Source organism: Nocardioides zeae (assembly GCF_010686755.1).
Taxonomy (GTDB): Bacteria; Actinomycetota; Actinomycetes; order Propionibacteriales; family Nocardioidaceae; genus Nocardioides; species Nocardioides zeae.
In genome coordinates, this window is the sequence record NZ_JAAGXA010000005.1 from 152,637 (window position 1) to 172,771 (window position 20,135).

16 protein-coding genes are annotated in these 20,135 nt (G+C 74.8%); 3 read left to right on the top strand and 13 right to left on the bottom strand.

The genetic code is table 11. The annotated features are described in order from the left end of the window. Positions 1–65 precede the first annotated feature (65 nt). Positions 66–2,972, top strand: coding sequence for an aminomethyl-transferring glycine dehydrogenase (gene gcvP / locus G3T38_RS08865; RefSeq protein ID WP_163771932.1), 2,907 nt, complete (start codon positions 66–68; stop codon positions 2,970–2,972). Next, positions 2,969–4,342, top strand: coding sequence for a serine hydrolase (locus G3T38_RS08870; protein WP_163771933.1), 1,374 nt, complete (start codon positions 2,969–2,971; stop codon positions 4,340–4,342). Before gcvP ends, G3T38_RS08870 begins: the two co-directional genes overlap by 4 nt. 4 nt (positions 4,343–4,346) lie before the next feature. Here the strand turns inward: G3T38_RS08870 and G3T38_RS08875 are convergent, their stop codons facing one another. The 10 genes from G3T38_RS08875 to G3T38_RS08920 all read right to left on the bottom strand — a co-directional run bounded on the left by G3T38_RS08875 (position 4,347) and on the right by G3T38_RS08920 (position 16,777). Next, on the bottom strand, positions 4,347–5,471 hold the full coding sequence (locus G3T38_RS08875) for a YihY/virulence factor BrkB family protein (RefSeq protein ID WP_338037549.1): 1,125 nt from the start codon (positions 5,469–5,471) through the stop codon (positions 4,347–4,349). A gap of 2 nt (positions 5,472–5,473) precedes the next feature. Then, positions 5,474–5,818, bottom strand: coding sequence for a DUF3618 domain-containing protein (locus G3T38_RS08880; RefSeq protein ID WP_163771934.1), 345 nt, complete (start codon positions 5,816–5,818; stop codon positions 5,474–5,476). Further along, positions 5,805–6,212 (bottom strand): phage holin family protein, encoded by a 408-nt coding sequence (locus G3T38_RS08885; protein ID WP_338037550.1) that lies wholly within the window; start codon positions 6,210–6,212, stop codon positions 5,805–5,807. The genes G3T38_RS08880 and G3T38_RS08885 overlap by 14 nt, the downstream gene beginning before the upstream one ends. A 10-nt stretch (positions 6,213–6,222) precedes the next feature. Next, positions 6,223–6,543 carry a YtxH domain-containing protein gene (locus G3T38_RS08890; protein ID WP_163771936.1) on the bottom strand — a complete coding sequence of 107 codons (321 nt, stop codon included), beginning with the start codon at positions 6,541–6,543 and terminating at the stop codon, positions 6,223–6,225. An 88-nt stretch (positions 6,544–6,631) separates the two neighbouring features. Continuing rightward, on the bottom strand, positions 6,632–8,023 hold the full coding sequence (locus G3T38_RS22190) for a metallopeptidase TldD-related protein (RefSeq protein ID WP_163771937.1): 1,392 nt from the start codon (positions 8,021–8,023) through the stop codon (positions 6,632–6,634). Beyond that, positions 8,020–9,552, bottom strand: a complete 1,533-nt coding sequence (locus tag G3T38_RS08900; RefSeq protein ID WP_163771938.1) for a TldD/PmbA family protein — start codon at positions 9,550–9,552, stop codon at positions 8,020–8,022. Before G3T38_RS08900 ends, G3T38_RS22190 begins: the two co-directional genes overlap by 4 nt. 44 nt (positions 9,553–9,596) lie before the next feature. Then, positions 9,597–12,641: an AAA family ATPase gene (locus tag G3T38_RS08905; protein WP_163771939.1), complete on the bottom strand. Its 3,045-nt coding sequence runs from the start codon at positions 12,639–12,641 to the stop codon at positions 9,597–9,599. Beyond that, on the bottom strand, positions 12,638–13,831 hold the full coding sequence (locus G3T38_RS22595; RefSeq protein ID WP_163771940.1) for an exonuclease SbcCD subunit D C-terminal domain-containing protein: 1,194 nt from the start codon (positions 13,829–13,831) through the stop codon (positions 12,638–12,640). Before G3T38_RS22595 ends, G3T38_RS08905 begins: the two co-directional genes overlap by 4 nt. Before the next feature lie 68 nt (positions 13,832–13,899). After that, the gene (gene pepN, locus G3T38_RS08915) at positions 13,900–16,371 is read right to left on the bottom strand and encodes an aminopeptidase N (protein WP_163771941.1); all 2,472 of its coding nucleotides are present in this window, start codon (positions 16,369–16,371) and stop codon (positions 13,900–13,902) included. Positions 16,372–16,498: 127 nt separating this feature from the next. Further along, positions 16,499–16,777, bottom strand: a complete 279-nt coding sequence (locus G3T38_RS08920) for a Fe-S cluster assembly protein HesB (RefSeq protein ID WP_163771942.1) — start codon at positions 16,775–16,777, stop codon at positions 16,499–16,501. A gap of 191 nt (positions 16,778–16,968) precedes the next feature. Here G3T38_RS08920 and G3T38_RS08925 point away from each other — a divergent pair, with 191 nt between their 5' ends. Beyond that, complete coding sequence (locus G3T38_RS08925) at positions 16,969–17,373, top strand: ArsR/SmtB family transcription factor (protein WP_163771943.1); 405 nt, start codon at positions 16,969–16,971, stop codon at positions 17,371–17,373. Between the two features lie 25 nt (positions 17,374–17,398). On the opposite strand, the gene G3T38_RS08930 is transcribed toward G3T38_RS08925, so the two are convergent. Genes G3T38_RS08930 through G3T38_RS08940 form a run of 3 tightly spaced genes read right to left on the bottom strand, consistent with a single transcriptional unit; the run spans position 17,399 to position 20,090 of the window. Next, positions 17,399–18,127: a peptidylprolyl isomerase gene (locus G3T38_RS08930; protein ID WP_163771944.1), complete on the bottom strand. Its 729-nt coding sequence runs from the start codon at positions 18,125–18,127 to the stop codon at positions 17,399–17,401. 53 nt (positions 18,128–18,180) lie between these two features. Continuing rightward, positions 18,181–19,251, bottom strand: a complete 1,071-nt coding sequence (locus G3T38_RS22600; protein ID WP_163771945.1) for an alanine racemase — start codon at positions 19,249–19,251, stop codon at positions 18,181–18,183. After that, positions 19,248–20,090 (bottom strand): aldo/keto reductase, encoded by an 843-nt coding sequence (locus tag G3T38_RS08940; RefSeq protein ID WP_163771946.1) that lies wholly within the window; start codon positions 20,088–20,090, stop codon positions 19,248–19,250. The genes G3T38_RS22600 and G3T38_RS08940 overlap by 4 nt, the downstream gene beginning before the upstream one ends. Positions 20,091–20,135: the final 45 nt, after the last annotated feature.

Here is a 20,135-nt window from a genome sequence, read left to right on the forward strand (position 1 = left end):
TGAACCGCACGCCGTGGTCGGGACAGAGGGGGAGGCGAACCGGCCGACCCCGAACGGAGCGCCTCATGGACGCCGACCCCACGACCCCCGACCTCGCCACGGACGACGTGCTGGGCTTCGCCCGCCGCCACATCGGCCCCGACGCCGACGCCGTCGCCACCATGCTGGCCCGCCTGGGCCACGACTCGCTCGACGCCCTCATGGACGCCGCCGTCCCCGCGTCCATCCGCGACCGCGACGTCGACCTGGCGCTGCCGGCCCCCGCCGCCGAGCAGGAGGTCGCCGCCGAGCTGCGCGCCCTCGCCGCGGCGAACGGGCTGGCGGAGCCGATGATCGGGCTGGGATACCACGGCACCGTGACCCCGCCCGTGATCCGCCGGAACGTGCTGGAGGACCCGAGCTGGTACACGGCGTACACGCCCTACCAGCCCGAGATCTCCCAGGGCCGCCTCGAGGCGCTGCTCAACTTCCAGACGATGGTCGGGGACCTGACGGGCCTGCCCACCGCCAACGCGTCCCTGCTCGACGAGGGCACGGCGGCCGCGGAGGCGATGACGCTGGTCCGCCGCGCGAACCGGAAGGCGCGCGGCCCCTTCGTCGTGGACGCCGACGCGCTCCCGCAGACGATCGCGGTCGTGCGCACCCGCGCGGCGGCCATGGGGATCGACGTCGTGGTGGCCGACCTCGGCGACGGCCTGCCGGCGTCGGTCGCCGAGAGCGGCCTGTGCGGCGTGCTGGTGCAGTACCCCGGCGCTTCCGGCGAGGTGCGCGACCCGCGGCCGGTCATCGAGGCCACCCACGAGCACGGCGGCCTCGCGGTCGTCGCCGCCGACCTCCTGGCCCTCACCCTGCTCGAGTCGCCGGGCACGCTCGGTGCCGACGTGGCGGTCGGATCGACGCAGCGCTTCGGGGTGCCGCTCTTCCACGGCGGCCCGCACGCGGCGTACGTCGCGGTGCGCGCCGGGCTGGAGCGGAACCTGCCCGGGCGGCTGGTCGGGGTGTCGGTGGACGCGGAGGGGCGACCGGCGTACCGGCTGGCGCTGCAGACGCGCGAGCAGCACATCCGCCGGGACAAGGCGACGTCCAACATCTGCACCGCCCAGGTGCTGCTCGCCGTCGTGGCGTCGATGTACGCCGTCTACCACGGGCCCGACGGCCTGCGGCGGATCGCGGAGCGTACCCACGACCTGGCCGCACGGGCCGTGGCCTCCCTGCGGGCGGCGGGGCTCGACGTGCCCACGACCGCGTTCTTCGACACCTTCACGGTGCGGGTCCCCGGCGGGGCCGCCGCCGTCGTCGAGGCAGCGCGCGAGGAGGGCCTCCACCTGCGGCTCGTCGACGCGGACACGATCGGGGTTGCGTTCTCCGAGGTGAGCGGGCCGCACACGCTCCGCGCCCTGCACACGGCGCTGCACGTGGTGCCCGCGCGGGTCGACCCGGTCCGCGACGCCCTCCCCGCCGGGCTCGCCCGCACGACGCCGTACCTCACCCACGAGGTCTTCTCCAGCCACCACAGCGAGACGCAGATGCTGCGCTACCTGCGGCGGCTCTCGGGACGCGACTACGCCCTGGACCGCGGCATGATCCCGCTGGGCTCGTGCACGATGAAGCTCAACGCGACCACCGAGATGGAGCCGGTGAGCCTGCCGGGCTTCGCCGACCTGCACCCGTTCGTGCCCGCGGAGGACGCGGCCGGCTACCAGCGGCTCGTGGCCGACCTCGAGGGCTGGCTGGCGGCGGTGACCGGCTACGACCGGGTCTCGATCCAGCCCAACGCGGGTTCGCAGGGCGAGCTCGCCGGGCTGATGGCCATCCGGGCCTACCACCAGGCACGCGGGGAGAGCACCCGCGACGTCTGCCTGATCCCGGCCTCCGCCCACGGCACCAACGCGGCCTCGGCCGTCATGGCCGGGATGCGGGTCGTGGTCGTCGCCTCCCGCGACGACGGCGGCGTCGACCTCGACGACCTGCGCCGCGCCTGCGCCGAGCACGCCGACGACCTGGCGGCCATCATGGTCACCTACCCCTCGACGCACGGCGTCTACGAGGAGAGCATCACCGAGCTCTGCGACGTCGTGCACGCCCACGGCGGGCAGGTGTACGTCGACGGCGCCAACCTCAACGCCCTCGTCGGCCACGCCCGGCCGGGCGCCTTCGGCGGCGACGTCTCCCACCTCAACCTGCACAAGACCTTCTGCATCCCGCACGGTGGCGGCGGTCCCGGCGTGGGCCCCGTGGCCGCGCGGGCGCACCTCGCGCCGTACCTGCCGTCGCACCCCCTCCACCCGGACCCGGAGCGGCGCGACGGGATCGGCCCGATCAGCGCGGCGCCGCACGGGTCGGCCGGCATCCTGCCCATCTCGTGGGCCTACGTGCGGCTCATGGGTGCTGCCGGGCTCGCGCGGGCGACGGCGGTGGCGGTCCTGTCGGCGAACTACGTCGCCGCGCGGCTGGGGGAGCACTTCCCGGTGCTCTACCGCGGGGCCGGCGGGCTGGTGGCCCACGAGTGCATCCTCGACCTGCGGCCGCTGACGAAGGCGACGGGCGTGACGGTCGACGACGTCGCGAAGCGCCTCGTCGACCACGGCTTCCACGCTCCGACCATGTCGTTCCCGGTCGCCGGCACCCTCATGGTGGAGCCGACCGAGTCGGAGGACCTCGCCGAGCTCGACCGCTTCTGCGAGGCGATGATCTCGATCCGCGCGGAGATCGCCCGGGTCGAGGCGGGGGAGTGGAGCGCGGAGGAGTCGCCGCTGCGCCACGCGCCGCACACCACGCGCGCCCTCGTCGGCGACTGGGACCGCGCCTACTCCCGCGAGACGGCCGTGTTCCCCCAGGGCCACGACGTCGACAAGTACTGGCCCCCGGTCGCCCGCATCGACCAGGCGTACGGCGACCGCAACCTGGTCTGCGCCTGCCCGCCGCTCGAGGCCTTCGCCGAGGACGGCGTGCTCGTGGAGGAGGGCGCGTGAGGGACGACACCCCGGTCCTGCCCGGGACCGCCCGTGCCCTGCTGACCCGGGTCGCGGAGATCCAGGTCGCCGCTCGGGCACCCTCCCTCGTCGCCGGCGTGGTGCGGGACGGGGCGCTGGTGTGGTCGGGCGGCTGGGGGACGGTGCCGGGACCCGTCGAGGACACGCAGTACCGGATCGGGTCGATCACCAAGACCCTCACCGCGGTCGTCGTGCTCCAGGCCGTGCGCGACGGGCTGCTCGACCTGGGCGACACGATCGCCGACGCGCTCGGCGAGCCGATCGGGGCGTACGGCGACCGCACCCTGCGGCAGCTGCTCTCGCACACCTCCGGCATGCAGTCCGAACCCGCCGGCGAGTGGTGGGAGCGCACGGACGGCGGTTCCTTCGCCGAGCTCGTCGCCGCCAACCCGGGTGCCGGTGCGGTGTTCCCGGCCGGCCAGCAGTACCACTACACCAACCTGGGCTTCGCCCTGCTGGGCGAGGCGGCCGCGCGGGCCCGCGACACCGACTGGTGGTCGCTCGTGCGATCCGCCGTGCTCGAGCCGCTGGGGATGACCCGCACGTCGTACGGGCCCGAGGCGCCGCACGCCACGGGTGCCTCCGTCCACCCCTACACGAGCGAGCAGGTGGCCGAGCCGGCCACCGACACCGGGGCCATGGCACCCGCCGGGCAGGTCTGGTCCACCGTCACCGACCTCGGCCGGTACGCCGCGTTCCTGGTCGCCGGCCACCCCGATGTGCTCGACGGGTCGTGGCTGGAGCTGGCGAGCCACTCGCTGGGGGCGACGCGCGCGTCGGGGCTGGCCAGCGCCCACGGCCTGGGGCTCGCGCTCGTGGCGGGTGGCTCCGGGATGCTCCGCGGGCACACCGGATCGATGCCCGGGTTCCAGGCGGCCTGCTTCGTGGACGCCCCGCGCCGCACGGGCGCCGTCGTCCTCGCGGGCTCCACCACCGGCGTACCGGCGGGCGGGCTCGCCGCCGACCTGCTCGAGCTGGTGCACGCGCACGAGCCCACGCTGCCGGCCCCGTGGCGAGCCCCCGACGAGGTGCCGGCACTGGTGCGGGAGGTCGTCGGCGTGTGGCACTGGGGCAACACGCCCTACGTGTTCCGGGTCGAGGGCTCGACTTGCGACCAGGTCGTCGTGCGCCGCGGGGACGCCGTCGCGCACAGGTTCGCCCTGCGGGGCGGCCCGGGGGAGGAGCGGCTGGTGGGCACGGGTGGCTACCACGACGGCGAGACCCTCGAGGTGCACCGCCGCCGCGACGGCAGCGTCAGCCACCTGGTGGTGGCGACCTTCGTCTACACGCGCGTGCCGTACGACCCGGAGGTGCCGGTGCCGGGCGGGCACCCGACCACCGGCACCTGACCGGTCACCCCTCGTCGGAGCCCTCGGGCCGACGGCGCGCGGCGTGGCGCAGGCGGCGCCCGGCCCGGACGTCGTCGGCGTGCTTCTCGTCGCTCTTCTCGATGGCGTGGGTGTCACGGGGCGGCAGCTGGATGCTCTCCTCCGCGGCGATCCCGGCCTGGAGCTCGCGACCGCGCTCCAGCTCGGCGTCGAGCTCGGCGCCGAGGAGGAGCGCGAGGTTGGTGATCCAGAGCCACAGCAGGAAGACCGCGACGCCCGCCAACGAGCCGTAGGTGCGGTTGTAGCTGCCGAAGTTCGCGACGTAGAAGCCGAACGCCGTCGACGCGACGAGCCAGACGACGATCGCCAGGACGGCGCCGAGGCTGATCCAGCGGAACCTCGGCTGCTGCACGTTCGGCGTCACGTAGTAGAGCAGCGCGACGACCAGCACCACCGCACCGAGCACGACGGGCCACTTGGCGATGTTCCAGACGAGCACGGCGGTGTCGCCGAGGCCGATGGCGTCGCCCACCGCGGACGCCGCGGGGCCGGTCAGCACGAGGGCGAGCGCGACCAGCGCGACGAGCACCACGGCGACGGCCGTGAGGAGCAGCATCACCGGACGCAGCTTCCACACGGGTCGGCCCTCGCGGATCTCGTAGACCCGGTTCATCGCCCGGCCGAACGAGCCGACGTAGCCCGACGCCGACCACAGCGCCGTGGCGAGACCGACGACGAAGGCGACGCCGGCGGTCTGCGAGGAGGCCAGCTGCTGGAGCGTGGGCTCCAGCGTGGTGGCGGCGTTGCCCGCGCCGACGTCCCGGAGCACTTGCAGCAGCGTGTCGACCGTGGCCTGTCCCTGCCCCACGAGGCCCACCAGCGCCAGGAGCGCGACCAGCCCCGGGAACAGCGCCAGCACGGCGTAGTAGGTCAGCGCCGCCGCGAGGTCGGTGCACTGGTCCTTGCCGAACTCCCGCAACGTGCGGCGCAGCACGTAGCGCCACGACGGCGCCTCGATGTCGCCGACCGAGTCGGGCTTGCGCGGGTCGTCGGGCGAGGGAGCGTCGGCGCGCTCCTCGGCGCGCTCCTCGGCGCGCTCGTCGCGAGCGTCCTCGGGACGCTCCGTGCGGTGTCGTCCGAGCAGGGCCACGGCTACCTCCTCCGTCGCCAGACGACGACCGCGACGACGACGAGGCCCAGCACGAGCAGGCCACCGGCGCCGCCGAGGGCGGCGGGCGTCGGCTTGCCACGGTCGTCGGTCAGCTGGTCGCGGGCGTTCGCGACCGCTTGGGCGGCCTGCCCAGCGGTCACCTCGGCGGACGTCCGGGCGTGCTGCACGATCTCCTCGGCCTTGTGCTTGGCGCGCCCGGTGACGTCGGCCTTCGCGGCCAACGCCTCGACCGTGTCGGCGAGGTCGGCGCGGGTCTGCTCGACCTGCTCCTCCAGCTCGGCGACCGTCGGCTGGTGCTCCTCGTGCGGATCGTCAGGCGTGGCCATGCTCGCGGGCCTCCTTCACGGTGCGGACGTCGGTCTTCAGCCCCTCGACGGCGCGCTCGGGCACCGGGGGACCGGCGTGCTTCACCTGGCTCCGACCGACGACGGCGAGGAGGCCGGCGAGGAGGAAGAGCGCCAGCGTCACGACGAGGGCGGCCAGCCACGCGGGGAGCACGAGGGCGAGGGCGATGATCACCGTCGCCACCAGGGCACCCCCGCCGTACAGCGCGAGCACACCGGCCGCGCCGAACGCCCCCGCGCCGAACCCGGCGTACTTCACCTTCTGGCTGATCTCCGCCTGGGCGAGACGGATCTCGCCGCGGAGCAGCTCGGACGTCTGGGTCGACAGACGGGCGATCAGCTCACCGGTCGTCTCGTCCCCGTGGACGCTGCTCACCGACGGTCCCTCACGCACCGAAGGCGGAACCGGGCTGCGCGGCACCGGCCGCGTGCGCGCCGCCGTTCTCGCCGTCGTCCGTGCTGTCCTCGCCCCTGACCTTCTCCGTGACGGTGTGGGCGACCTCGCTGGCCTTGCCGCTCACCTTCTCGGCGACCTGCGGGGCGGTCTCCTTGACCTTCTCCTGGGCCTGGTCGACCTTGTCCTGCACCGTGGGGTTGTTCCAGGCCTTCTGGGCCTGGGCCTTCAGCTGCTCGTAGCGCTGGGTGCCCGCTCGCGCCCCCAGCACGTACCCGATGCCGATCCCGATCACCAGCGTCAGCTTGCGCATGTCCGTCTCCCTCGGTCGGTGGTGCGGCGCTCGTGCGCCCGCCGCGCCAGGTCGGCGCAGCGGGCGTCCGGTACCCACCGAGGCGTGGCTACTGCGCCTGGGACACGCTCGACATGTTGAAGTCGGGGATGCGCAGCGCGGGGGTGGCGGTGCGCGAGAAGTAGTCGCCCCACTCCCGGCTGAAGCTGAGGTCGGTCGCACCCGCGTGGCTGAACCGGTTGAGCAGGTCGACCGGGCTCTCGTTGAAGCGGAAGTTGGTGACCAGGCCGGTGATCTCGCCGCCCTCGACGAGGTAGACGCCGTCGCGGGTGAGGCCCGTGAGCAGCATCGACTGCGGGTCGACGACGCGGATGTACCAGAGCGACGTGACGAGGAGGCCCCGCTCGGTGCCGGCGACGAGGTCCTCGGTCGTGCCGGCACCGCCGGCGACGTCGAGCACCAGGTTGTCGGGCGCCGGGTTGACGGGGAGACCCGTGACGCGCGCCGAGTGCCGGCTCGTCAGCAGCGAGGTGAGCACCCCGTCGCGGATCCAGTCGGTGGGCACGATCGGCAGGCCGTTGTCGAACACCGAGGCGCTCTCGCTCGACGCGGTGGTGTGGACGAAGGGGACGGACTCGAGCCCGGGGTACGCGGGTGCCGAGTGCAGCCGGACGCCGGGCGCGGCGACCTGCTCGCCGACGCGGGTGCCACCGCCGGGGCGGCTCCAGACCGACTGGCCGTCGTGGGCGTCGAGCGCCCCCGAGATCCACAGCAGGTAGATCATGAGGTCGGCCGTCGACGTCGGGGGGAGCACGGTGTCGTAGCGACCCGCGGGCAGGTCGACCCGACGGCTGCCCCAGCCGAGACGGCGGGTGAGCTCGGCCTCGAACGCGACGGGGTCGACGTCGGCGAAGTCGCGGGTGGCGCCGCCGACCCAGGCGCTCTGGTCGAGCGACGTCGGCTTGGCCGTGCACGCCCAGTGTCCGGTCGGCTGCACGTGCCGCAGCCGCAACCCGGTGGTGGAGCCGACGTAGACCGTCGCGACCTCGTGGTCGACGAAGCCGTAGAGCACCCGCCCACCGCCCCCGGCGGTGCCGAACGCGGTGCCGAGCGCGGGCGCGACCGCGTCGTACACCCCGATGGAGGTGCGGGCCGGCGGTTCCGACCAGTCGGGGGAGGCGCCGCCGCTGACGAGGTCGGCGGCGTCGTCGGCGACGTCCGCCGCCTGCGCGGCCGTGTCGGCCAGCTCGACGAGGGCGAGCACCTGCGCGAGGTCGCTTGCCGCGCTGGTCACCGAGCCGACGGCCACGCCGTCGCTGCGGCGGTCGAAGGCGAGCACCGAGACCTGGACGCCGCTCATCTCGCCGTTGGTGGTCAACGTGTTGTTGGCCCAGCGCAGGTTCGCGCTCGACGTGGTGCGGACGATGACGACCGCGTCGTCGCTCCGGCTGGCCTCGAGGGCCCGCTCGACGAGCTCCTGGGGGGTGGGCGAGGTGGTCACTTGCCCGCCTCCTCTCCGGTGTTGAGGATCCGTACGCCGCGGAACAGTGCCGTGGGGCAGCCGTGGCTCACCGACGCGACCTGGCCGGGCTGGGCCTTGCCGCAGTTGAACGCGCCTCCCAGCACGTAGGTCTCAGGACCGCCGACGGCCTCCATGGAGCCCCAGAAGTCGGTGGTCGTCGCCTGGTAGGCGACGTCGCGCAGCTGGCCGGCCAGGCGGCCGTCCTCGATCTTGTAGAAGCGCTGGCCGGTGAACTGGAAGTTGTAGCGCTGCATGTCGATCGACCACGACTTGTCGCCGACGACGTAGATGCCGCGCTCCACGCGCTCGATCAGCCCCTCGGTGCTGGGGCCCTCGGGGTCGGGCTGCAGCGAGACGTTGGCCATCCGCTGGATGGGGATGTGGCCGGGCGAGTCGGCGTAGGCACAGCCGTTGGACCGGCCGTCGTTGAGCTCGGGCTTCTGACGGCCCATCACCCGGTCGAGCTGGTAGCCGACGAGCACGCCGTCCTTGACGATGTCCCACGACTGGGTGGCGACCCCCTCGTCGTCCCAACCGATCGAGGCCAGGCCGTGGGGCGCGGTGCGGTCGCCGGTGACGTTCATGACGGGCGAGCCGTACTGCAGCGACCCCAGCTGGTCGTAGGTGGCGAAGCTCGTGCCCGCGTAGTTCGCCTCGTAGCCGAGCGCACGGTCGAGCTCGGTCGCGTGGCCGATCGACTCGTGGATCGTGAGCCACAGGTTCGAGGGGTGGATGACGAGGTCGTAGGTGCCGGCCTCCACGCTGGGGGCGCGGAGCTTCTCGGCCAGGAGCCCGGGCAGCTCGGCCAGCTCCGTGTCCCAGTCCCACCCTCCGCCGCCGGGCCCGCCGACCAGGTACTCCCAGCCGCGTCCCACCGGTGGTGCGATCGACGTCATCGAGTCGAAGACGCCCCGCTCCGCGTCGGCGCCCATCGCGGTGACCTCGGGCATGAGCCGCACGCGCTGCTGGGTGGTGCGGGTGCCCGCGAGGTCGGCGTAGAACTTGTTCTCCCGCACCTGCCGGAGCCCGGCGGTGGCGTGGCCGACCACGTCGTGCGCCCGGAGGCGCTCCGTGAAGTCGACGAGCAGGGCGACCTTCTCGGCGACCGGCACCTCGAGGGGGTCGATCTCGTGGGGCGAGGTCCACGACACGTCGGGGTAGACCGGCTCGTCGGCCAGCTCGACGGGCACCGTCGTCATCGACGCCGCGACCCGTGCGACCTCGACGGCCCGCTCCGCGACGTGGCGGGCCTCCGCCTCGGTCAGCACGACGCCCGAGGCGAAGCCCCACGCACCGCCGTGGACGACCCGGACGGCGAACCCGACGTCCGAGCTGTCCTGCGTGCCGAGCAGGGAGCCGTCGCGCACGTGCAGGTCCTGGTAGCGCACCCGCTCGAACCGGAAGTCCGCGTGGGTGACCCCCAGGTCGGCCGCGCGGCCGAGGGCGACGTCCGCGAGGTGCCGGAACGGGAGGTCGAGGAATGACGCGTCGATGCCGAGACCGCTCATGCGACCGAACCTAGACCACCGCGCCACCGCACCGGGCTCGCGCCTCAGCCGTCGGCGTGGACGATGCTCAATCGTGACCCGGAGCGGGACGGCGCGACCTGCAGCTGGGTCGGGATGCGCGTGCGCAGCTCGCTGACGTGGCTCACGACGCCGACCACGCGTCCCCCCTCACGGAGCTCGTCGAGCGTGTCCATGACGTCGTCGAGGGTCTCCGCGTCGAGCGAGCCGAAGCCCTCGTCGACGAACAGCGTCTCCAGGTCGCTTCCCTCGCCGTCAGCGGCCGACTCGCCGGCGACGACGTCGGCCAGGCCGAGCGCCAGGGCCAGGGACACGAGGAAGGTCTCGCCGCCCGAGAGCGTGGCCGGGTCCCGCAGCTCGCCGCTCCACTCGTCGCGCACGAGGAGGCGGAGCACCCCCGCCTCCTGCTCGAGGGTGTAGCGCGCCGCCGTCATCGGCGCCAGGCGCTGGTTGGCCGCAGCGACCACCTGCCCCAGTCGCCAGGACACCACGTACGCCGCGAGCCCGAGCCTCAGGCGGTTGTCCGCCGAGCGGCCGGAGGCCAGGGTCGCGACCCGGTCGGCGACGTCGTGCTGCTCGCGGACCGGGACCCACGCCGTGAGCGCTGCACGGAGGTCGGCGACCAGCGCCCGCAGACGGTGGTGGCGGCTCCCGGCCACGTCGTGGCGCGTGCGGAGCTCGCCGGCCTCGCGCGCCGTCTCCTCGGCCGCGTCACGGAGCCGGTCGAGATCGGCCGGCGCAGCGGACGACGCGGCGACGAGGAGCGGGTCGGCCAGCTGCTCCCGGGTCGAGGCGACCTCCTCGTCGTGGCGCCGCAGCTGCTGCTCGAGGGCGGCGAGCTCGGCGTGGGGGAGCCCCGCCGCCGTGACGGCGTCGAGGTCGTCGAACCCGTGCTCCTTCGCCTCGGCGAGCGCCAGCTCCTGGGTCTCGGCGAGGTGCACCTCTGCCCGGTCGCGGTCGATCCGCGCCGCCAGCACGTGCTCCCACTGCTCGGTCGTGGCGGTCAACGTCGCGAGGGCCGCTGCGGGCTCCTGGCCCTCGACGGCCCGGACACGACCGACGACCCGGGCGAGCTCACCGCTGCGCACGGCGTGCTGCTGCAGCTCGGCCGTCAGCGTGGCCGTGCGGTCGGCGAGCGCGCGACGGTCGTCGGCCAGCGCCTGCTGGCGCGCCTCGAGGTCCGCCAGCTCGGCCTCCCGGTCGGCGAGACCCCCGAGCTGCGCGGTGAGGTCGGCCAGCATCGCGTCGAGGTCGGCGACGACCGTGCGCCACCCGGCGACGTCGGTGCCCTGGGCGGCCTCGCGCGCCCGCGCCAGGTTCTCGGCGGCGGCGCGCACGGCGTCCACCCGCGCCTGCTGGTGGGCCTCGGCGTCGTCGACGGCCCGTCGCGCACGGCGCTCGGCTGCGGCGTCGGGCGCGTCCGCACCGGCCGCGGCCGGGTGGGGGTGGTCGCAGGAACCGCACACGGGACAGGCGTCGCCGACCGCCAGGTCGAGGGCGATCTCGGCGGCCATCCCGTCGAGGCGGCGCTCGCGCAGGTCGAGCCAGTGCTCCCGGCGGGCCTGGGTCTCCTCGCGCGCCGCGACGAGCGCGACCTCGGCCTCGGCGAGCACGCCCGCGAGCCTCTCGACCCGATCCGCGGCGGCCAGCGCGACCACAGCGGTGGAGCGCCGGTGCTCCGCCGCACGACGGGCCTCCACGGCGGCGCTGTCGGCCCGCAGGGCGGTCCGCACCCGGCCGATGCGTGCCGGCAGGGTCGTCGCGGCCTCGTCGAGCTCGGTGCTGCGGCGCTCGAGCTCGGCCAGCTCGGCCGATGCCCGGGCGCAGGCGGCCTCCAGCTCGGCGAGCTCGGCCTGGCGGGCGACCGCGTCGGTGCAGCGCTCGCGGCGCGACCGGACGTCCGTCAGCGCGGCCCGGATGGCCGGCTCGTCGAGCGCGGCCTGGACGAGCGGGTCCACCACGTCGTCGAGGGTGAGCACGAGCGTGCCCGCGGTCTCGGCAGCGACGGGACCGAGGCGCCGGAGACCGGCGGCGAGGGCGGTGTCCGCGGCGCGCACCGTCTCCGCGGCACGGTCCCGCGTGGTCACCAGACCGAGGACCGGCGCGGCGCGCCGCGCCTCCTCGACCCGGCGTCGCAGCAGGTCCATCTCCGGCCCGCGGGCGAGCAGGGTCTCGTGACGCCCGGCGAGCTGCTGCTGCCGGCGCCGGGCGACCTCGCGCTCCTCCGCCGCGCGGAGGGTCTCCGCCGCTGCGGCCGCGGCGGCGACGGCCGGTGCGAGCGCCGCGGCCGTCGCGGTGGACCGCTCGGCGGCGTCCGCCTCGGCCCCAGCCGCCCAGGCCTCGAGCTCGTCCGCTCCGACGCCACCGGCGGGATCGTCGAACCGGGCCTCGGCGGGCAGCGGGACCGCCGCCGCCTCGCTGATGCGGTTGACGGCCTCGGCGATCGGACGCTGCAGCGCGAGCGACTCCTGGCGCAGCACGCGGCGGTGCTCGGCGAGCCACTTCTCGACGTCACCGAACCGACCGGTGCGGAAGATGCTCTGGAGCAGCTTCTGCCGGTCGTCGCCACCCGCGCGGAGGAAGCGCTGGAACTCGCCCTGGGGCAGGAGCACGACCTGGCAGAACTGGGTGAGGCTGAGCCCCACGAGCCGCGCCACGAGGTGACCGGCATCGTCGATGCGCCCCGTCAGGTGGCTCCAGGACCCGTCGACGCGCTCCTCCACGAGCACCGTGGCCTGCTGGGTCGTCAGCCCCTCGCCCCGCTTCTTGGGCCGCTCCCACGCGGGGCTGCGGCTGAACCGGAAGCGGCGCCCCGACAGGGTCGCCTCCAGCACGACGCGGGGCGCGACCTCGGGCGCCGCCTGGTCGCTGCGCAGGTGGCGGGCGCCGTTGCGCTCGCCGGGCACTGCGCCGTACAGCGCGAAGCAGATGGCGTCGAGCACGCTGGACTTGCCGGCGCCGGTGGGCCCGCACAGCAGGAACAACCCGCCGTCGGCCAGCGCGTCGAGGTCGACCGCCACCGTGCCCGCGAAGGGGCCGAACGCCGTGATCTCCAGGTGGTGCAGCCTCACCCGGCCACCTCCACGGGACCCTCCAGGGGCCCCGCCACGGGCCCCGCCACGGGGTCGGCCTCCCGGTCGCCGGTGCACGCCTCGCACGCGGTCGCCAGCAGGGCCGCCTCCGCGGTGTCGGCGGCCGTGCCGCGCACGAAGGAGACGAAGTCGAGGGTGACGTCGTGGGCACCGCGCCCGGCGGTGGGTCGCGGCGGCAGCCCCGCGGGCCGGTCGGACGACTCGAAGCCGAGGACGAGAGCGTGGGGGAACCGGCGGCGGAGCCGCTCCATGGCTCCCCGGGGGCGCACGGGGTCGGTCAGCGTGGCCTGCACCCAGGCGTCCTCGTGACCGGCGAGAGTGGGATCCGCGAGCAGGTCCTCGAGGGTGCCCCGCAGCCGCGCCAGCGGACGGGGCACCGGGGCGGGCACGAGCTCGGCGCGCACGCTGCCGTCGGCGGCGAGGTCGACCAACCAGGAGCCCTTGGTCTGGGCGGCCTCGGAGAACGAGTAGGCCAACGGGGACCCCGAGTACCGCAACCGGTCGTCGAGCACGTGGGGGGAGTGGAGGTGGCCGAGCGCCACGTAGTCCACCCCGTCGAACACGCTCGTCGGCACGCGGTCCACGCCGCCGACGGCGATGTCGCGCTCCGACTCGCTCGGCTGGGCGCCCGCCACGAAGGCATGGGCCAGGACGACCGACCGGGTGCCCGGCCGACCGGAGAGGTCGGCCCGCACCCGCTGCATCGCGGCTCCCAGCGCGGCCTCGTGGGAGCGGGCAGGGAGGCCCCACGGCTCGCGGACCGCGTCGGGATCGAGGTAGGGCAGCGCGTGGACGGCGACGGGCCCGTGCCGGTCGTCGACGAGCACCGGGACACCGACGCCCGCGGGATCGGTGCGCACGTGCACCCCCGCGGCATCCATCACCCGCGCGCCGAAGCCGAGCCGGCGCGCGGAGTCGTGGTTGCCGCTCGAGACGACGACACGCGCCGGGGTCGCGGCCAGCCGGGCGATCGCGTCGTCGGCGAGCCGCACCGCGTCCACCGGCGGCAGGGCACGGTCGTAGACGTCGCCCGCGACGACCACGAGGTCGACGCCCTCGCTGACGACCACCTCGAGGAGGTGGTCGACGAACGCCGCCTGGTGGCCCAGCAGGTCGGCTCGGTGGAACGAGCGGCCCAGGTGCCAGTCGGAGGTGTGGAGGATGCGCACGCGTCGAACCTAGGTTCGCCCACCGACAGTTCTGCGCACCCACGCCGGGACAGCGGCGCGGGCGGCGCTCACAGCCGCCGCTCGAGCTCGTCGACCATGTCGGTCAACCGCCGGCGGACCGGTCCGGGCAGCTCGGCCCGGTCGGCCAGGTCACGGACCCGCTCCACCACGTCGGACCGCCGCGCGGTGAGGGGGAAGAACGCCTCGACGACGTCGCCGAGCAGCCAGCCCGAGAACACGTCGCCGAGCCGGGGCACGCCGGCGAGGTAGCGCTCGACGTACGGCTCGGTCAGGTCCTCCTGGCCGCGCTGCCAGAACGCGAGGCCCGCGGCCTCCACCTCGTAGTTGGCCGCCGTGTCCTCCCCGGTGAACCGGCGCCACGCCCAGGCCTTCGCCCCGGCGGTCGGCAGCGCTGCCCGGGCGCGGGCGTGCTCGACCCGCGCCACCGCGGTCGGCGCCTCGGCGAGCCGCTCGTCCAGGTACGCCGCGTCGACGGCCCCGAGGACGGCGAGGCGGAGCAGGACGCGCCAGCGGACGGCCTCGTCGAGCTCCACTCCCGCCGGGAGGCCGTCGCCGGCGAGCCATCCGCGGAGCCCGGCGACGTCGGCGCTCGACGTCACCTGCAGCCCGAAGGCGGCGAGCTGCAGGGTGCTGCCCAGCGTCGCCCGGGCCAGCACCTCGCCGGCGGCGGCGTGCACGCGGGCGTCCAGTGCCGCGGGGTCGTCGACGACGGCCCGCAGCCGACCGAGCGCCCAGCCGCCGACGACCGTCACGCCGTCGTCGTCCTGCTCGGGGCCCAGCCCCGCCGCGACGACGTCGGCCGCCTGCTCCGGGGAGACGGCACCGGTGTGCACGCCGGTGCGCAGGCTGTTCCAGACCCCGGCGCGCAGCATCGGGTCGCCCCCGGCCCGCAGCAGGCGGGGGAGCGCGGCCAGGGTCGCGGCATCGGGGGCGGAGCGCGACCACGAGTCCTCGAACGCGTCGATGACGACCGCGGTGTCCGGGCCGACGGCGAGCGGGGTGGAGGGTCCCGCCAGCGTCGCCGTGCGGACGTCCCACTCCCCGTCCCGCTCCCCGACGGGCTCCCCGACGGGCTCCCCGACGGGCTCCGCGGTCGCGATGCGGACCGTGTGGCTGCGGTCGGCGGGGTGCTCGGCGGGCGGCACCCGCAGCACGGCACCGGCCGCCCGGTCGAGCCGCAGGTCGTCGACGCCGGGGGTGCGGAGCCAGCCGTCCACGAAAGCGGACAGGTCCCCGGCCCCCGCCCGCTCCCACGACCCGACGAGGTCGTGCATGGTCGCGTTGCCGAAGCGGTGGCGGGTGAAGTGGTCGACCGCGCCCGCGAGGAAGACGTCGTCGCCGAGCGTCGCGTTGAGCTGCTTGAGCACGCTCGAGCCCTTGGCGTAGGAGATGCCGTCGAAGTCCTGCAGCGCCCCCGCGGCGTCCGTCGCGCCGTTGCCGGCGACCGGGTGGGTGGTCGGTCGCTGGTCGGCGACCAGGCCCCACTGACGGCGGCGGTGGGCGTTGTGGACCCACGCGTCGCCGTACTCGGTGACGTCGGCGGTGACCCGGTTGCCCATGTACTCCGCGAACGACTCGTTGAGCCACAGGTCGTCCCACCACTGCGGCGTGACGAGGTTGCCGAACCACTGGTGCGCCATCTCGTGCGCGACGGTCGTGGCGCGCTGGATCCGGGTGCCGCGGGTGACCCGGCTCGTGAAGACGAGGGGATCGCGGAACGTCACGCACCCGGGGTTCTCCATCGCGCCGGCGTTGAACTCGGGCACGAACGCCTGGTGGTAGTCGCCGAAGGGATAGCGGATCCCGAACAGCCGGTGGAACTCGTCGAAGCACTGCCGGGTCAGGGTGAACAGCTCGTCGGCGTCCGCCTCGAGGTGCCGCGCGATGCTCTGGCGGCAGGAGAGGCCGAGCCCGATGCCGTCGTGGCTCTCCCGCAGGTGGTGGTAGGGCCCCGCGACGAGGGTGACGAAGTACGTCGAGAGCGGCTGCGACTCGTCGAACCGCCACAGTCCGGGCTCGACCGCACGGCCGGGCGCGTTGGCGGTCACCGTCCAGTCGCGCGGGGCGCGGACCGTGAACGTGTACGGCGCCTTGAGGTCGGGCTGGTCGAAGCAGGCGAAGACGCTGGGCGCGGCGTCCATGAAGCTCATGCCGTAGACGTACCGCCGTCCGTCGGCCGGGTCGGTGTGGTGGTGCAGGCCCTCGCCGTCCGTGCGGAACGCCATGACGGCGTCGACGACGAGCTCGTTCTCACCCGCGTCGGTGGCGAGCGGGAGCCGCCCGCGGTCGAGGGCGCCGGGGTCGAGCCGGGTGCCGTTGAGGGTGGCGGCGCGCAGCTCGCGCGGCTTCACGTCGACGAAGGTCGCGCCGCCGCGGCTGGTGAAGCGGAGGGTGGTGCGCGAGGCGAAGGTCTCCTCGGACGAGGCGAGGTCGAGCTCCACCTCGCAGGCGGTGACGTCGAGCAGGCTCGCCCGCTCCCGGGCCTCGTCGTGGCGGAGGGACACGCTGGAAGCAGTCACGGCGGCCACCCTAGGAGAAGGGTGGCCGCCGTGCCGTGCTGTAACGCGGTGTCCGAGCGTCCATGGAAGTGGTAGACCACCACTCCAGTAGCCCGGACACCGCGTTACACGAGGGAATGAGCCGGCTTCAGTCCCGCATCCCCAGGGCGAACTGCACCCCGCCCTGGTCGTCGACCGCGGCGTCGAGCACCTTGTCGTCGAGCTGCTGGGCGGCGTCGGTGTCGAGGTAGACGGTCGCGCCGCTCTGCTCGACCACCTGGTCGCCCTCCTCCGGCGCGGGCGCCACGGACACGGCGAACGCCGGCTCCGTCGCGCTCTCGCTGCTGATCCGCAGGCCCGCAGCCTCCGGCTGCGCGTCGGTGATGTCCTTGACGATCGTGCTGGCGTTCTCGGTGAGGGTCAGCATCTGCTTCCGCCTTTCCGTGTCGCGTGCGTTGACCGGTCCCACCGTGCCCGCCCCAGCAGGTGGATCAAGCGCGCAGGGCGCAGGCCCCCCGCCCCCGTCCGTGCGGCGCGGGCCGGATCCCGCTCAACCGTGGGCCGTGGCGGCCATCGGGATTCCTTGTCCCGTCTATGCCCGTCGGGGAATATGGCGGCATGGGTCGGGACCTCTTCGCCGTGCTGGCCGAGCCCGCGCGGCGGGCGTTGCTCGACGAGCTCGTCGCCGGTGAGCGGTCGGTGGGCGAGCTCGTCGCGGCCACCGGCGCGGCTCAGCCCAGCGTCTCCAAGCACCTGGGGGTCCTCGCCGACGCCGGGCTGGTGCGTGTGCGGGCCGAGGGAGCGCGACGGATCTACGCCCTGGACCCGACGCCGCTCGGGGCCGTGGACCGCTGGCTCGCGCCGTACCGCGCCGCGGCGGACCGCCGCCTCGAGGTGCTGGAGCGCCGGCTCGACGCGGTGGCCGCCGCAGAGGGGGTGCCGGGCGGACACGAGACCCGCCGGGACGCGCGCCGACCGACGGACGTCATGCGGCGCGGTCGCTCGAGGCGCCGCGACGCATGACGCCCGGAGGGGTGGCGGAGCGGGGTCAGCCGATCGTGACCGACTCGATGTCGATCGGCGTCACCGGGGCGCCGCCACCCGCGGGGTTGCTGCCGTCGTCGCCGTCAGCCGCGATCTCCTCGATCACGGAGAGGGTGTCGGCCGACACCGTGCCGAAGACGGTGTAGTCGGGGCTGAGCTGGGTGTCGCCGTACACGATGAAGAACTGCGAGCCGTTGGTGCCCGGACCGGCGTTGGCCATGGCGAGGGTGCCGGCGTCGTAGGTCTCGTCGCCCGAGAGCTCGTCGTCGAACTCGTAGCCCGGACCACCGGAGGTGGTGCCCGTCGGGTCGCCGCACTGGAGGAGCTCGAAGCCGGGCATGGTCGTGATGCGCGGGCACGGGGTGTCGTCGTAGAACCCCTGCTCGGCCAGGGAGACGAACGAGCCGACCGTGCAGGGCGCGTCGGCGCCGAAGAGGGTGACGTTCAGGTCCCCGTTGCTGGTCACGATCGTCGCGCTCGTGTCGGCGGTGACCATCGGCTCGGACGGGGGCAGGTCGACGTCGCGCGCGGCCTGACCGGTCTCCCGGTACTCGCACGTGCCCGCCGCGCCGTCGGAGGAGCCGTCCGAGGCGCTCGCGGACGAGCCCTTCGACGAGCGGTCCGAGGAGCTGTCCGAGCCTCCGTCGTCCGAGCCGCACCCGGCCAGGAGCGGCACGGCCACGAGCGCGGCGACGGCGAGGACATGACGGGAGGCGCGGCTGCGGGGACTCATGGCCCGCGATCGTAGGGGGCGTTCCTGAGTCCCGCCCGCGGAGGGTTCCGACGTCAGGTGTTGCGCCCGCGCGCTGCGACCGGAACCCGCTCGCCGTCGACGACGAGCTCGTCGGCCAGGTTCACGGCGGCGCAGACGTGGTTGGGCACCACCCGGACCCGCTCGCCGACGGCCGGGAGCGACGCCCCGGCGAGGTCCACCACGGCGTGGTGCTCGGAGAGCTGCACGATGCGGGCCTCGGGGTGGTCGAGCAGGCGCCCGAACCCGGTGGCGTACGCCGCGCGGTCCGCCCCCAACGTCTTCGAGCCCGCGTCGAGCACGGCCCGCCCGCCGGCGTGGCTGACGACGGTGCCGACGGCCACGAGGGCGATGTCCTCGGCCGCGTGGTGGCCGAGCTCCCACTGCTGGGCGTCGCCGAAGACGTACACGCCGGGGCGCAGCTCGTCGGCCGCCGGTGTGCCGCCCGGCCGGGCGGCCCCGCTGTCGAGGCTCGCCGCCAGGCTCGGCGTCGACCCGCCGCTGCGCACGGGGCACGGGATGCCCGCGGCGACGACGACCGTCGCGGCCTCGTGGAGCGCGGCCGCCTCCTGCGCCGCCACCTCGGGCGCCGCCCCTGGCGCGTACGCGTGGCCCGGGAAGGTGAAGACGCCCTCGACCGCGACGCCGAGGTCGGCCGCGGCCAGCGCGACGGCCCCGGCCTGCGCCGGCGCGATGCCGCTGCGGTGGTGACCGGAGTCGACCTCCACCGCCACACCGACGGCGCCGGTCAGCGGAGCGGCCCGCCGGGCACCGTCCACGGAGTCCACCCCGATCACCACCCGCGCCCGGTCGGCGAGGGCGAGCACGCGGCGTACCCGCTCCGCGTCGAGGAACACCGGGTAGGCGACGAGCACGTCCGTGCACCCCTGGTCGACGAAGACCTCGGCCTCGCCGACGGTCGCGACGGTGATCCCCACGGCTCCGGCGTCGAGCTGGCGCCGCGCGATGGCGGGCACCTTGTGGGTCTTGACGTGCGGGCGGAGGCGGACCCCGGCACGGTCGGCGGCGGCCTGGACGCGCCGGACGTTCGCGTCGAGGCGCGCGCCGTCGACGGCGAGGTACGGCGTCGTGGGCGAGGCCCTCACATCTCCTCGTGCGTGTCGGGGTCGGCGCCGAAGATGCGGCCGTCGGGACGCCCGAGCGCGGTGAGCGCCTCGACCTCCGCGTCGGTGAGCTCGAAGCCGAACACGTCGAGGTTGGAGCGCTGGCGCTCGGGCGACGCCGACTTCGGGATCGGCACCGAGCCCACCTGCACGTGCCAGCGCAGCACCACGGCGGTGGGATCGACGCCGAGGCGCTCCGCGGGCCCGGTGACGGCCGGCTCCACGGCGAGGTCGCCGACGCGGGCCAGCGGGCTCCATGCCTCGGTCAGGACGTCCCAGCGCCGGTGCGCCTGCCGGAGGGCCGTCTGCGGGAAGTAGGGGTGCATCTCCACCTGGTTGACGCTGGGCGCGACGCCGGTGGCGTCGATCGCCTCCTCGAGGTGCGCCTCGGTGAAGTTGGACACGCCGATGCTCCGCACGAGCCCGCGCTCGCGCAGCTCGACGAGGGCACGCCACGCCTCGACGAACCTGCCCTGGCTCGGGTTGGGCCAGTGGATGACCTGGAGGTCGAGGTGGTCGAGGCCGAGCCGCGCGAGGCTGCCCTCGACGCTGGCGATCGCGTCGTCGTACCCGTGGTCGCGGCCCGGGATCTTGCTCGTCACCTGGTAGGCGTCACGGGGCAGGCCGCTGCGGCGCAGCGCCTCACCGACCGCCTCCTCGTTCTCGTAGTTGACGGCGGTGTCGATGAGTCGGTAGCCGACCTCGAGCGCCGAGAGCACACCGGCGACGCACTCCTCGCCCTTCAGCGGATAGGTGCCGAAGCCGATCGCCGGGAGCGTCGTGCCGTCGTTGAGGGTCCGCAGGGGGACGTCGATGCTCATGTCCACCAACCTACGGGGTGGCGGCGCCCGCTCCCGACCTGCGAG

Bases quoted from the DNA above. Each gene is read 5' to 3' on its own strand.
- gcvP (WP_163771932.1), top strand. From the start codon at position 66: ATGGACGCCGACCCCACGACCCCCGACCTCGCCACGGACGACGTGCTG.
- G3T38_RS08880 (WP_163771934.1), bottom strand. From the start codon at position 5,818: ATGGCCACGCCTGACGATCCGCACGAGGAGCACCAGCCGACGGTCGCC.
- G3T38_RS08890 (WP_163771936.1), bottom strand. From the start codon at position 6,543: ATGCGCAAGCTGACGCTGGTGATCGGGATCGGCATCGGGTACGTGCTG.
- G3T38_RS08900 (WP_163771938.1), bottom strand. From the start codon at position 9,552: ATGAGCGGTCTCGGCATCGACGCGTCATTCCTCGACCTCCCGTTCCGG.
- G3T38_RS08920 (WP_163771942.1), bottom strand. From the start codon at position 16,777: ATGCTGACCCTCACCGAGAACGCCAGCACGATCGTCAAGGACATCACC.
- G3T38_RS08925 (WP_163771943.1), top strand. From the start codon at position 16,969: ATGGGTCGGGACCTCTTCGCCGTGCTGGCCGAGCCCGCGCGGCGGGCG.
- G3T38_RS08930 (WP_163771944.1), bottom strand. From the start codon at position 18,127: ATGAGTCCCCGCAGCCGCGCCTCCCGTCATGTCCTCGCCGTCGCCGCG.
- G3T38_RS08940 (WP_163771946.1), bottom strand. From the start codon at position 20,090: ATGAGCATCGACGTCCCCCTGCGGACCCTCAACGACGGCACGACGCTC.